10 protein-coding genes are annotated in these 13,339 nt (G+C 47.1%); 4 read left to right on the forward strand and 6 right to left on the reverse strand.

All coding sequences use genetic code 11. The annotated features are described in order from the left end of the window. Positions 1-230: 230 nt before the first annotated feature. The 6 genes from NDI48_03000 to NDI48_03025 form a co-directional block, all read right to left on the reverse strand. Complete coding sequence (locus tag NDI48_03000) at positions 231-1,016, reverse strand: BMC domain-containing protein (GenBank protein ID MEP0830169.1); 786 nt, start codon at positions 1,014-1,016, stop codon at positions 231-233. A 160-nt stretch (positions 1,017-1,176) separates the two neighbouring features. Then, positions 1,177-1,905: a carbon dioxide concentrating mechanism protein gene (locus tag NDI48_03005; protein ID MEP0830170.1), complete on the reverse strand. Its 729-nt coding sequence runs from the start codon at positions 1,903-1,905 to the stop codon at positions 1,177-1,179. Between the two features lie 187 nt (positions 1,906-2,092). Next, on the reverse strand, positions 2,093-3,853 hold the full coding sequence (locus tag NDI48_03010) for a ribulose bisphosphate carboxylase small subunit (protein ID MEP0830171.1): 1,761 nt from the start codon (positions 3,851-3,853) through the stop codon (positions 2,093-2,095). A gap of 332 nt (positions 3,854-4,185) precedes the next feature. Beyond that, on the reverse strand, positions 4,186-4,488 hold the full coding sequence (locus NDI48_03015; GenBank protein MEP0830172.1) for a EutN/CcmL family microcompartment protein: 303 nt from the start codon (positions 4,486-4,488) through the stop codon (positions 4,186-4,188). A 205-nt stretch (positions 4,489-4,693) separates the two neighbouring features. Further along, positions 4,694-5,035: a carbon dioxide-concentrating mechanism protein CcmK gene (locus NDI48_03020; GenBank protein MEP0830173.1), complete on the reverse strand. Its 342-nt coding sequence runs from the start codon at positions 5,033-5,035 to the stop codon at positions 4,694-4,696. Positions 5,036-5,128: 93 nt separating this feature from the next. Then, positions 5,129-5,440, reverse strand: coding sequence for a carbon dioxide-concentrating mechanism protein CcmK (locus NDI48_03025; GenBank protein ID MEP0830174.1), 312 nt, complete (start codon positions 5,438-5,440; stop codon positions 5,129-5,131). A gap of 681 nt (positions 5,441-6,121) precedes the next feature. Between NDI48_03025 and NDI48_03030 the strand changes: the two genes are divergently transcribed. The 4 genes from NDI48_03030 to NDI48_03045 all read left to right on the forward strand — a co-directional run bounded on the left by NDI48_03030 (position 6,122) and on the right by NDI48_03045 (position 13,301). Next, complete coding sequence (locus NDI48_03030) at positions 6,122-8,020, forward strand: NAD(P)H-quinone oxidoreductase subunit F (GenBank protein MEP0830175.1); 1,899 nt, start codon at positions 6,122-6,124, stop codon at positions 8,018-8,020. A 157-nt stretch (positions 8,021-8,177) separates the two neighbouring features. Next, a complete protein-coding gene (locus tag NDI48_03035) occupies positions 8,178-9,683 on the forward strand; it encodes an NADH-quinone oxidoreductase subunit M (GenBank protein ID MEP0830176.1) in 1,506 nt (501 codons plus the stop codon). A 235-nt stretch (positions 9,684-9,918) separates the two neighbouring features. Continuing rightward, entirely contained in the window at positions 9,919-11,049 is a 1,131-nt protein-coding gene (locus tag NDI48_03040; GenBank protein ID MEP0830177.1) for a CO2 hydration protein, read from the forward strand. Positions 11,050-11,438: 389 nt separating this feature from the next. Next, positions 11,439-13,301 carry a serine/threonine protein kinase gene (locus tag NDI48_03045; GenBank protein ID MEP0830178.1) on the forward strand — a complete coding sequence of 621 codons (1,863 nt, stop codon included), beginning with the start codon at positions 11,439-11,441 and terminating at the stop codon, positions 13,299-13,301. Positions 13,302-13,339 lie beyond the last annotated feature (38 nt).

Raw genomic sequence — 13,339 nt, forward strand, 5'->3', positions numbered from 1 at the left:
GAGCCACTCTTCCATCTTCGTCTAGTCTGTGCAACACTTTTCTTGTTTAGCAGTACCAAATAATATCAAATCTGCTGGCTTCAGAATTATATCGTCGTAGCTGGCACAAGAGCGAAGCCAGTAGGAGCAAAAAGATTAGCCATTCCCTTGCAGCCAAAAGTGATATAAAAAGAAATTCTGTTGGATAGGAGAGATTTCCACTCCCAAGCTGGCAGATGATGGGGTAATCATCATAAATCTTTGGGGCTGGACAGCTTTCGCAAATCTGGCAGTTCTACTAGTTCTTTTTCCGTTTCCTTAACACTAATCGGTAACCGGAGGGGTTGAGGTTGTTCCTCAATCGAACAACTCGCCAAAGGAAGCGCTCTCTCCAAATCCTCTAGAGGTCTTGTGACAATAGTAACGGAAACCAGTTCACCAATCCGCTTGGCTTCTGCCATGCCAACTTGTAAAGCCATCGCCACCTCTGCCACGCGACCCCGGATGATGACCGTACACAAACCTGCTCCAATAGTCTCGTAACCCGTTAGTTCAATATCGGCGGATTTGAGCATGGCATCGGCGGCACCAACAATAGCTGGAAATCCCCGTGTTTCCAATAAACCCACGGCATGACTACTATGGCGAGGGCGATTAGGTTGAGATGCCTCATCCAGTAAGTGAGAACCAATGGGAAATATAACTTCTAAATTAGGGAACGGTCGGGGAAGGACGAGAGAGGAGAGCAGTTGACCTTCTCGTTTCGCATGTTCTATACCGGCTTGAACCGCAATTCTCACCTCCGCTGTCGCCCCCCGAACAATGGCTGTACAGTGACCACTGCCAGTTTTCTCAAACCCAATCAGCGTTACCCCAGAGGATTTGAGCATCGCATCTGCGGTGCTCACGATGACGGGAAAACTCAGGGTGGAGACCAAGCCTAAGGAGGACTGCATACGGCGATGATCACGAGAGCGAAGGGCATTGTGCTCGGTTAACGGGTCTTGGGGGACTATCCCCGGTCGGTAGGACTCCATGACTATGACCTCTATAGTAGTTGTTGGTTGTTAGTTGTTGGTGAGACGGCTTGCAAAAAGACCAAGGCATGGATTTTTAACGATAGATATCTGATTTTTGCAAGGGGTCTATTGTTATCAAGTCTAAGAACTTACAACTAAAAACTAACAACTCTACAAGTTAACCGTCTTCAGGCGGACGGTTTAAGGATGAGTTGGAGGGAAACAAGGTCTTGAGAATTCGATCCAGGCTACCCTGCCCGTAAACGGCTTGACCCGCTTCTGAAGTCGGTTGTGCTGCCGTTGGTTCAGTTGGGGTGTCTTCCTGGGGCTGGTATCCTTGTTTCTCGTCGTCGGATGTTACCGTTCGGTTGGAGGTGGCTTGCCCATTGAGTGATTCCTGACCTGTGGGATAGCTATCTATCGTAGGGTTCACGAAGGTTGATGGGTAAGTATCGCTCTCGTTAACGCCACTCGTTGGGCTAGTGGGCGAGTCGGGCACGCTCGGAGCTGTAGTGATAGGAGTGTGGGTGGATACTGGAGAGGGCTGAGAAATTTGACGCCCTTTGTCTCCCACCACCGAAGCGGCTGGCACCACTTGCCACGGATCAATGGATGAGTTCCAAACTGTAGTGATGGCACCGATACAGGCATGGGCTCCGATTTTGCCCTTGCCAATGATCAGAACACCGGCACCTAAATTTGCACCTGCTTCCACTTCCAGGGTACCTCCGTGAGCATGAAGGACTGATCCCATGCCGATACACACACCAGAAGCTATAACAATCTTACTATCTGGATCGGCGCGTAAAATCACTCCCGGCGCGATCGCGGCACTAGCATCAATGCTCACATCGCCTTCCGCATATACATGAGAGTTACTGCTCCATGGCAGTGCAGGCAAATGCATTCTTATTAATAACGATGAAGGATAAAGAATGAAGGGTCAAAGCTAAAGGATGAAAGATGCCGTATGAAGGGGAATAAATTTTCCTGACTCCCAGGCTTGATCAGGTGCTAATACCCAAAGGCGCTACCACCCTTTTGTGTCACTTATTCAGATTTTCCATCCTTCAGCCTTAACACTTCATCCTTTTTTAGTTAGGCGATTGAATAATCGTCTCTACGACGCGCCGCTTAGCTTTCGGGTCAATCCCAATCATCCGCACATACTCATCGCTATGTTCAGCCATGCAGCCTTCTAGGCCATTGAGAACTTCCGATATTTGATTCGATTGAATAGGGCTACAGCTTTGCCAAGAGCCTACCCGGAAGCGCCGCTTATCGGCATGTTCGGTCCCAATGGTGTAGCCTTGGGCTAAGAGTTGACGGATCTGCTCAACAGCTTCTTTTTTTAAAGATGTGTTAGAGGATTTTGAACTCCCAGATGTTGAAGTTTCTGCGGTTCGCGAGGAATAGCTACTTGAGCTGCCTGCCCCATTGGTGGCGGCAGAAGACGAACTCGCTGCTTGCCGTTTGCCACCGGGTCTTTGGATAATTTCCTCCATAACCCGGCGCTTAGCCTTGGGGTCAATGCCAATTAGGCGAACATACTCACCCTCGTGTTCATCTAGGACGGCCTCTAGGGCGCTCATCACCTCGGACTGGCGCTCGGAGTGAATCGATGTAGCACTCTTCCAGGAACTGGTGCGGAAGCGGCGCTCATCGGCATATTCGACTCCAATCCGGTAGCCTTGGGCTAACAGTTGCCGTACCTTTGTTGTCAGGTCTGAACTTAATCCTGCACTGGACGCTGAGGCCGAACTTTGACTACGAGGAGCGGCGGCGCTAGAGCTACTGCGGGAGGCGGTAGTCTTGCCATTCAACGTTGAGCCGTTATCACCTGGTTTTTGGATAATTTCCTCTAGAACCCGGCGCTTGGCCTTAGGGTCAATCCCGATTAGGCGCACATACTCACCTGCATGTTCTGCTAGCGCTTCTTCTAGAGCGCTTATCACTTCAGACTGGCGCTCCGAGTGAATTGAGGTGGCACTCTTCCAAGAACTGGTGCGGAAGCGGCGCTCATCGGCATATTCGACCCCAATCCGGTAACCCTGGGCTAACAGTTGACGGATTTGTTGTTGAACGTCTGAATTTAATCCTGTAGTTAAAGACATGGAACTATTAGAACTAGAACTATGAGAACTATTGAGAGGGTGTGAAGCTTCTGTGGCTTGCGCTTTGAAGGAAGAGTTATTGCCTTCGCTTACACCATTGGAGTCAGACTTATGAGAAATTTTATTTCGGAGCGGTGCAATACAGGCTTCATCCTCAGCGCATTGATAACCTGTGCGTAATGTCTCGTTGGAGGCCACGACATAGAGAGCAAACTGCCGATCCTCATCTTCGACATCAGGCAAACGATCGGCTTGCTGCTGGCTGTTAATCACCGCCCCTGAAGGCACATATTTACCGGGGGGAATTTCCACATCCTGGACTAAGGCGTGCATCATCACAATACAACCGCTTCCGATCCGGGCATTGAACACTGTGGAACGAAAGCCAATGAAGCAATCATCCCCGATGTAAGCTGGACCGTGAATCAGGCACATGTGGGTAATGGAGGTATTTTTCCCAATCCAGACTGAATAGTTCTGCTGGTCATCTCCCACTACCAGGCCATCTTCCAGGCCATGCATCACAACGCCATCTTGAATATTGGTTCCTGCCCCAATGTAAAACGGTCCCCCTTCATCGGAGCGAATGGAAGTTCCTGGTGAAACCAAAACATTCTCACCAATATGTACATCCCCAATAATGTTAGAAAAAGAATGTACGTAGGCCGTTTCATGAATTGTAGGTTCCGCCAAACTGCTCGACCAAGGGGTCGGCGGAGCCGCGTAGCTGCGGACTGCCATCGAGTCTTCCTCCTATCTGAAAAAGCGATACACAAGCGTAAGGGATAGGCTTGAAAGCTAGTAGATGAAAAAGGATAAAGTGTGAAGTTTGAAGTATGAAGTCATCGAACATTTCCGTTGGATGGGATGCCTCCTGACTCTTCTGTCCGAGCCAATCAATGTTGGGTTGGATTAAGGGAGTTGGAGTCACAAGTTTTTACCATCGACAACTGAGAAAGTTTAGCCTTCATGCTTCATTCTTCATCCTTTAATGCTTTTGCCACTACCGTTGGTGAGTCTTAGCGGCTTAAAGAGCGCTTCTAACACTCCAACGTTATCACTCTTGTAACCTACTAACGATATTGATCTTTTTTGCTGTAGAGAGTTTGATTATCAACACTCACAGTATCGATAATGCCCACTACCATGGCGTCGATCGGACGAGTGTTACTTTCCCCCACCTGACGAGCCGCACTCCCACGGCTCACCAGAACCCACTCATCTATTCCCGCACCGACAATATCTGCTGCCACTTCGTACTGGGGCAGTGGCTGTCCCTCTTCATCCAGGAGTTGCAACAAGAGGAATTTAACGCCTCTTAGACTCGGTTCTTTGTGAGTACTGACAACCGTGCCGCGAACTTTGGCAATTTGCATTAACCCTCCAAATTTGGGATTTAGGATTTTAGGTGCAAGGATTATTCCTGTTCATCCCACCTCATTGGGGATTGGAAATGATTAATCCGCAGCTCAGTTTTGATATTCTCTCGCTGATTGCCAAAATCCTTTAATCCAAATCCGGTGCGAAGAAAGCGCCTTAATAGGCGATCGGCAATCTAAAATCTCAAGTGATTTGACTGTCCTACGGGCGGTTGAGCGGACGGATGGCATTCGTACTCTCGCGGAACTGCTGCACATCTTCGGTGTAGCGAATCGGCAGAACGTATTCCAGGTTTTCGTGAGGACGGGCAATAATATGAGTAGACAAGACCTGACCCCCATTCACCCGCTTCACATTATCCACTCCAGCCGCTACCGAGGCTTGTACCTCGGAGACATCCCCCCGCACAATTACAGTTACACGACCACTCCCAATTTTTTCGTAACCGACTAGGGTGACACGAGCGGCTTTCACCATTGCGTCTGCGGCTTCAACAACAGCAGGAAAACCTAAAGTTTCTACCATTCCGACGGCGATTGACATGAATTTAGCTCCAAGATTCTAAGATTTTTTTGATTTATATGTGTTGCTAGAACAAGCGCGAAGAAAGTCAACCGACTCAGTCGGGGCTATTCGCTAAAAAGTACGGAACTGCTCGACCGCTTCGCTATAACGAATCGGCAGGACGTACTCTAAGTTCTCATGGGGACGAGCAATGATGTGGGTTGATAAAACCTCACCCCCATTGACTCGGTTAGCGGCTTCAACCCCAGCCGACACTGAAGCTTGCACCTCAGAGACATCTCCTCGCACAATCACGGTGACGCGAGCGCTACCGATTTTTTCATAACCCACAAGGGTGACACGAGCGGCTTTTACCATCGCATCTGCCGCTTCGACAACAGCCGGAAAGCCTTTAGTTTCAATCATTCCTACAGCAATTGGCATTGGTGCTTTTCTCCTGTGGATTCCTCAAATACAGCATCGACCCATCAGTCTTTAGGAAAAATCGGACGAGGGGTGCAATTTTTACTGTGAGAAAGTTCTCTCATTTAGTGCTAAACCCAGCATAGAGAAGCTTGGTGCACTTTATCAATATAATTTATTATAATAATTCTCAATGAAACAGGTTAAAAAAACTTAACATTATTAGTTTATCGGCTATAGGATTTAAGGAAAACGCCCTGTTTTCGAGAAGGGACGCTTTTGATTTATAATTTCTTTATAAAGTCTCTAAGCTGGAATCCTAGTAGCTAAAATTCCTGACAGTTGACGTTTCTGAGAAAACTTCACGGTTGACGGGTGCAACCCTAAGTGTACAGACCAGAAGTGAAGGAGTTCCTCGACTTAAACTCATAAGTTAGTTTTATGGGTTTGATTAGGGTAGCTTTTCTCAGTAAACCTTCTGCATCTTTGGGGGTTAAATTAGGGAATGAAAGAAACCCATCAGGGAAGCATATTGGGAAAATAAGCATTCGTGAGATGAGGAAGTCTAAGAATCAACAAAACCAGCAAAAATAACGATATTAACTCCTTAGAGATAAATAAAAATTGGCTCTTTAAAAAACAATTGTGGAGTTATTTTCCCGGAAATTTAATTAACTAGGAGAGATAAGGAGGTATGAAAGCGTGACTCAGGAGTTTCTCACTCAGACAAGCTGGTTGGTTCCTTTTTATGGTCTAGTGGGAGCCGTTTTAACCCTCCCCTGGGCAACAGGAGTGATTCGTCGCACTGGCCCTCGACCGGCAGCCTACTTCAACCTGTCAATGACGGTCTTGGCTTGTATTCATGGCTGGTTACTCTTAGGGTCGGCCTTGAGCCAGCCCCCACAAGAGTTAGTCATTCATTGGTTGCAGGTGGCTGACTTAGACCTATCTTTAGCACTAGAAATCTCCCCCATTAGTGCTGGGGCAATGGAGGTGGTAACGTCTCTGAGCCTCTTGGCGCAACTCTATGCTCTGGGTTACATGGAGAAGGATTGGGCGTTAGCTCGGTTTTTTGCCTTAATGGGATTTTTTGAGGCAGCGATGAGTGGAATTGTGATTAGTAATTCCCTATTCCTCACTTACGCCCTCCTGGAAATGCTCACCCTCAGCACTTACCTAATCGTAGGCTTTTGGTATGCTCAGCCGTTGGTAGTAACCGCTGCACGAGATGCATTTTTAACCAAACGGGTGGGAGATGTCTTGCTGTTAATGGGTGTCGTAGCGCTGGCGACGATGGCGGGAAGCTTAAACTTTCCGGACTTGTATCGCTGGGCAGAAACCGCTAACTTATCGCCAACAACGGCAACCTTGCTGGGATTAGGGTTGATTGCTGGACCTCTGGGAAAATGTGCCCAATTCCCTCTACACTTGTGGCTCGATGAAGCCATGGAAGGGCCAAACCCAGCCTCATTGTTGCGGAATTCATTAGTGGTCAGTTGCGGTGCTTATGTGCTGATTAAGCTAGTGCCGGTTTTATCGCTGTCGCCCGTGGGATTATCCACTCTCATCGTGATTGGAACCGTGACGGCGATTGGAGAATCCTTTGTCGCGATCGCCCAAATTGATATTAAGCGATCGCTCTCCCATACCACCAGCGCTTGGCTGGGTCTAGTTTTTATCGCCATCGGCGTGCAGCGACCCGATGTGGCTGCCGCCTTGCTGGTTGCCCATGCCGTTGCCAAAGCCCTGTTGTTTATGAGCATTGGCTCCGTCATTCTCACCACAAGTAACCAAAACCTCACGGAAATGGGGGGTTTATGGTCACGAATGCCCGCTACAACCAGTGCTTTTGTGGTCGGTGCGGCAGGTTTAATCGGACTCTTGCCACTGGGAGGTTATTGGGCGCTGAGTAAAGGGATTAACTCTTTGTGGAGTGACTATCTCTGGCTCGTGGTCGTCTTTTTAGTCGTTAATGGTGTGACAGCCTTTGGTTTGACCCGTGTCTTTCGTTTAGTTTTCTTAGGAAGCCCTCAGCCCAAGACGCGTCGCGCACCAGAAGTCACTTGGCCCATGGCTTTACCGATGGTGATATTAACTGTAGTGACGCTGATCATGCCTCTTTTACTACAGCAACTATCCCTGTTGCCTCCCTCAAAGTACGAATACTTATTTCAACCCGCCCAGCTTTTATTGGCAGGCTCTAGCTTAGTGGGTTGCATTTTGGGGTCAATTGTTTACCTTCCCAGAACTTGGTCGCGGTCTGTCCTGATGCCTTTAAAGTTTGTACAAGACTTGTTGGCTTATGACTTTTATATTGATCGCCTTTACCGATTGACCATTGTTTTTGCCGTGGATTTGTCTTCTAAAATTACGGTATGGATTGATCGCTATATCGTCGATGGATTAGTCAACCTCGTAGGTCTAGTCACCGTTTTTAGTGGTCAAACTTTGAAGTACAACACTTCAGGTAAAACCCAGTTTTATGCACTGACTATTTTGTTGGGAGTCAGCCTGATGGCTCTTTTGATGATTTGGCCTTTGAGTCAATGGTCGTTGAGTCAGTGGTCTTTAGAGCAGTGGTCATTGATTAGTGGTCGCTAATCAACGGATGGAAGGTTAAAAGGTGAGTAATTGAGCAAGATGAGTCGGTTATAGGTTATAAATTTTCACCGTCCGATTTCCCAGATGTGAACCTTGAATTGCCTACCTTTTAACTCGATCAAGGACAGAATGGTTTTAGAAAGGAGACTCGTAAATTATGCTCAGTGCCTTGATTTGGGTACCAATATTAAGTGCCGCAATTGTGGGATTTTGGCCTGGAATCATCACATCTAAGGGTGCCCGTCAAGTGGCGTTGGCCTTTACTACAGGGCTATTGATCTGGTCAGTTGTACTACTAATTCAGTTTAATCCTGGGGAAGGGAGTCAGCAGTTTCAGGAGCATCTATCCTGGATTGATGCTTTGGGTTTGACCTATAGTCTGGGCGTGGATGGTCTATCTATACCCTTGCTGATATTAAATGGATTGCTCACGGGAATTGCGATTTATAGCAGTGAAGAAAATATCGAACGACCCCGTTTATATTACGGGCTAATTCTGTTATTGAATGCTGGGGTGGCAGGAGCCTTTCTGGCGCAAGATTTGCTACTATTTTTCCTGTTTTACGAGCTGGAACTGATTCCCCTCTATTTGTTGATTGCCATCTGGGGTGGACAACGCAGAGGCTATGCAGCCACCAAATTTTTGATTTACACAGCGGTTTCCGGAGCGTTAATTCTGGCGGCATTCCTGGGCGTCGTGTTTTTGAGTGGTACCCCAAACTTTGCTTATCAAGAGAGTCTGAATCTTGCGTCTTTACTCCCGATGGGCAAACAACTTCTGCTACTGGGAGCTATCTTGATTGGCTTTGGAATTAAGATTCCTTTAGTCCCCTTTCACACCTGGTTACCCGATGCCCACGTTGAGGCATCAACTCCTATTTCTGTCCTGCTAGCTGGTGTACTGCTGAAATTAGGCACCTATGGTTTGTTGCGTTTTGGCTTAGGGTTGTTTCCTGATGCTTGGGCAATTCTGGCTCCTTGGTTAGCCTTGTGGGCAGTGGTGAGTGTGCTGTATGGAGCTTTAAATGCACTCTCCCAACGCGATATGAAAAAAATGGTAGCCTATAGCTCTGTAGCTCACATGGGTTATATCCTCCTGGCTGCCGCTGCTGCCACACCCCTCTCGCTGGTGGGTGCTGTCATCCAGATGGTGAGTCACGGTCTGATATCGGCGCTACTGTTTTTATTAGTCGGTCTCGTTTATAAGAAGACAGGTTCACGGGATTTAGACATTCTCAATGGCCTACTTAATCCGGAACGGGGTTTACCACTCATTGGTAGTTTGATGGTTTTGGGTGCGATGGCCAGTGCGGGAATTCCGGGAATGGTCGGGTTCATTTCCGAATTTCTGGTATTTCGGGGCAGTTACCCAATTTTCCCGACACAAACTCTCCTGTGTATGATCGGTACGGGATTAACCGCTGTTTACTTTTTGGTGTTACTAGATCGCGCCTTTTTTGGCCGTCTGTCTATACGGGTGATCGATTTACCGAAAGTACTCTGGAAAGAGCGTATGCCAGCCATTGTTTTAGCGATTTTGATCGTGATCTTCGGAATCCAACCCGGATGGTTGGTTACTCTAAGTGAAACGACGACAGCCGCCATGATCAAGTCATCACCTACTATTGCACTTCAGGTATCTCCACAGCCGCCTGAACAGTAGCTGGAGGACTAAGGTCGAGTTTCTCCCTACCCCTTTTGTCCCCTGCTTCCCTTGGCTGAGGGCAATGCCAATCCTTCTCAGACTGAGGAATTTGGGAAATGGGAAAAGAAAAATTTTCGTCTTTGGGGCAATCGGGGTAGCTGGAAGAGCTAAAAATATTAAACTATGTAAAGATTCTGAGTTCTACGGTTTTCAATCCCAGCTTTAAAAACACAGTTAGATCACGAGAAGTTAAATGGTACTCAGCAAAACAAAGTCCCGTAATCATCCACTAGAATCCTATATTGCTCGACTGATGGCTGGTGGGGCATTGTTAGAGGATTCGCCAGAAAATGTCATGGAGGTTGTGGGAATTCTTCATAGTTACGGTATCGTGCTTGATGCCTATTCCCGAAATCTAAATTACATTGCCGAACATCAATTTTTGGTATTTTTCCCCTTCTTTAAATACTTTAATGGGGAAATTTCCTTTCAGAAGCTGCTCCGCCACTGGTGGCAAGATCGGATTAATTTTGAGTATGCCGAATATTGCATGAAAGCCATGTTTTGGCATGGTGGGGGTGGTTTAGATGCCTATGTGGATTCACCGGAATTTGAGAAGCGATCGCGCCAAGCCATTGATGCCAAGTTTCGGGCTAACCCTCTGATACAGGGACTCTCCTTTCTGTTCCCTGATTTTCTGTTAGAACAATCGCGTCAGATGGCTTATTACAGCGGGTTAGGGCAATTCTGGCGGGTGATGAGTGACATGTTCTTAGAACTGTCGGAACTCTATAACCAGGGGAAAATTACAACAATTCCCGAAGTTGTCGAACTGATCCAGAGCGCTTTAGTAAAAAGCGCGAATCTACCGATTACCTACTCGGTAAACATTCGGGGTAAATCCTATGAAATTATCCCCAAATCCGCTGGTTTGACGTTCCTGATGGATACAGCCGTGCCCTATGTTGAGGCGGTATTCTTCCGAGGCACACCCTTCCCTGGCACGGTTTCTTACAATGCACAGGCGAACCAGATTTCTCCCGATCAAAGCCGCTTTGCTTATGGGGCATTGTATGCCGACCCCTTACCCATTGGGGGGGCTGGAATTCCGCCGACGCTGCTGATGCAAGATATGCGCCATTATCTGCCCGATTATATGCACGATATTTATAAGCGATCGCGTCGGGGAGAGGATGATGCACGGGTACAAATTTGCATCAGTTTCCAGAAATCAATGTTTTGTGTCACGACAGCGGCAATTTTGGGGCTAGCACCTTATCCAATTAACACCACAGATCCCCAACAACAACAGAAAAATCGCGTGTATTTGGAAGGGTGGATGGATCGGTTGAGAGAGTCACGCATCAATCAGGTGAATGGATAGCAAGCTGTAACCCTTAGAAATCGCTAATAAACAGGCTCAGCCTGCCAGGGAAAACTATAGCGCTTTTCCCAAGAATCAAATATCGGTAGTCTGTAGGGGGAACTTATGCCTTCCCCCTACTGTTTCGTCTATGTATAGCAGTCGCCAAGGGAATTAGGAATCGCCCAACGTCTCAAATCATGGGCTGCTAAGATTTAGAAATAAATTGCAATTTTTATTTCTAAATGGTTCCACTCCGCAAGGTTTCGGGGAACTCTATAACTGAACTTCTTGAGAGTTGTTAGCCAACCCGATTGTAGATGAATCCTATCAATCAATACATTGAAGATTTTGCGAGGATACAGCCAAACAAAAATCAACATTTCACCTCAGAGTCATTCAAGAGCGTTATGAGCTATTGCCTAAATCCCGAATGCCAGAAAGCGAGTGGTAATCGAGCTGAAGCCAAGTTTTGTCAATCTTGTGGTTCAAAGTTGCTGTTGGGCGATCGCTATCGCGCCCTCGAACTCATTGGACAAGGGGGATTTGGCAGAACGTTTCTCGCTGTGGATGAATACAAACCCTCAAAACCCCGTTGTGTTATTAAGCAGTTTTATCCCCAAATTCAGGGCGCGAATAATATTCAAAAAGCCGCTGATTTATTTGAACAAGAAGCGATGCGACTGGATGAGTTGGGGCAACATCCTCAAATTCCCGAACTGCTGGCGCATTTTACTCAAGATAATCGCCAATATTTGATCCAAGAGTTTATCAACGGGCAAAATTTACTCCAAAAACTGGAAGCAGAAGGAGTTTTTCAGGAAGCTCATATTCGACAATTGCTGGAAAGTTTACTTCCCGTTCTGGAATTCATCCACTCTCAGCAAGTCATTCATCGCGACATCAAACCCGCGAACATTATTCGTCGTCCCAATCGAGAACTCATTTTGGTTGATTTTGGTGCCGCTAAATTTGCCAAAGAAACGGCCTTGTTGATGACAGGAACGACGATTGGAACGCCTGGATATCTCGCGCCGGAACAAGCGAGGGGCAAAGCTTGTTTTGCAAGTGATTTATATAGTTTAGGGGTGACTTGCCTCTATCTTTTGACTCAGATTTCCCCGTTAGAATTGTTTGATGTCGGTGAAGATAGCTGGGTTTGGCGACAATATTTGCTGAATAATCCGGTGAGTGAGCAACTGGGCTATATCTTAGATCGACTGATTGAAAATGGTACCAAAAAGCGTTATCAATCTGCGGCTGAAGTCCTTCGAGACTTAGAGTCTCAAACACCTATCGCTCCCACTAAATCACCCTCCGTCCGACAATCTCAGTACTTTAATTCAACGCTTTTTTCAACACAGCCGACTGTACAGTTGCCACCTTTAACCTGGAAATGTGTTCAGACTCTTAGAGGACATTCCAGCCGCGTTTGGTCAGTTACGATTAGTCCCGATCGTGAGATTTTGGCAAGTAGCAGTGGAGACCAAACGATCAAGTTGTGGCAATTATCAACGGGGAAAGAAATTCGCACCTTAGAGGGTCATAACTACTGGGCTAGGACTCTGGCTATCACACCTGATGGGGAGATTTTAGTCAGTGGCAGCGATGACAATACAATCAAGTTGTGGCAACTAGCAACCGGGAAGCCACTTCGCACTCTCAAAGGTCATTGTCGTTGGGTTCGTGCTCTGGCGATGACACCCGATGGGCAAAATTTGGCGAGTGCTAGCAACGACCAAACCATCAAATTGTGGGAACTATCGACGGGCAAAGAACTTCATACTTTGACGGGTCATAATGACTGGGTGAGTACTTTAACTATGACACCCGATGGGCAAATCCTGGTGAGTGGTAGCAATGACCAAACCATCAAATTGTGGAATGTCAGTACAGGTAGAGAACTTCACACTTTTACGGATCATAGTGACTGGGTGCGATCTCTAGCCATCACACCCGATGGGCAGATTTTAGCCAGTGGGAGCTATGATCAAACGATCAAGTTGTGGCAACTTTCAACAGGGCAAGAAATTGGCACACTCAAGGGTCATACGGAAGGGGTTCGGACTCTAGCCATAACACCCGATGGACAAATTTTAGCCAGTGGAAGTGATGACAACAGTATCAAGTTGTGGCATTTGAGTACAGGGAAGGAACTTCGCACTCTTACGGGTCATAGTGACTCTATTTATTCCGTTGTCTTTAGCGGGGATGGGAAGATTTTAGTGAGTAGCAGCAAGGATAAAACGATCAAGATTTGGCGATGTGATTGAGGCTTTTATTGGCTCGGTGTGAACAAACCTCAGTTAGC

Source organism: Microcoleus sp. AS-A8, assembly GCA_039962225.1.
Taxonomy (GTDB): domain Bacteria; phylum Cyanobacteriota; class Cyanobacteriia; order Cyanobacteriales; family Coleofasciculaceae; genus Allocoleopsis.

Bases quoted from the DNA above. Each gene is read 5' to 3' on its own strand.
- NDI48_03000 (MEP0830169.1), bottom strand. From the start codon at position 1,016: ATGGAGTCCTACCGACCGGGGATAGTCCCCCAAGACCCGTTAACCGAG.
- NDI48_03005 (MEP0830170.1), bottom strand. From the start codon at position 1,905: ATGCATTTGCCTGCACTGCCATGGAGCAGTAACTCTCATGTATATGCG.
- NDI48_03010 (MEP0830171.1), bottom strand. From the start codon at position 3,853: ATGGCAGTCCGCAGCTACGCGGCTCCGCCGACCCCTTGGTCGAGCAGT.
- NDI48_03015 (MEP0830172.1), bottom strand. From the start codon at position 4,488: ATGCAAATTGCCAAAGTTCGCGGCACGGTTGTCAGTACTCACAAAGAA.
- NDI48_03020 (MEP0830173.1), bottom strand. From the start codon at position 5,035: ATGTCAATCGCCGTCGGAATGGTAGAAACTTTAGGTTTTCCTGCTGTT.
- NDI48_03025 (MEP0830174.1), bottom strand. From the start codon at position 5,440: ATGCCAATTGCTGTAGGAATGATTGAAACTAAAGGCTTTCCGGCTGTT.
- NDI48_03035 (MEP0830176.1), top strand. From the start codon at position 8,178: ATGCTCAGTGCCTTGATTTGGGTACCAATATTAAGTGCCGCAATTGTG.
- NDI48_03040 (MEP0830177.1), top strand. From the start codon at position 9,919: ATGGTACTCAGCAAAACAAAGTCCCGTAATCATCCACTAGAATCCTAT.
- NDI48_03045 (MEP0830178.1), top strand. From the start codon at position 11,439: ATGAGCTATTGCCTAAATCCCGAATGCCAGAAAGCGAGTGGTAATCGA.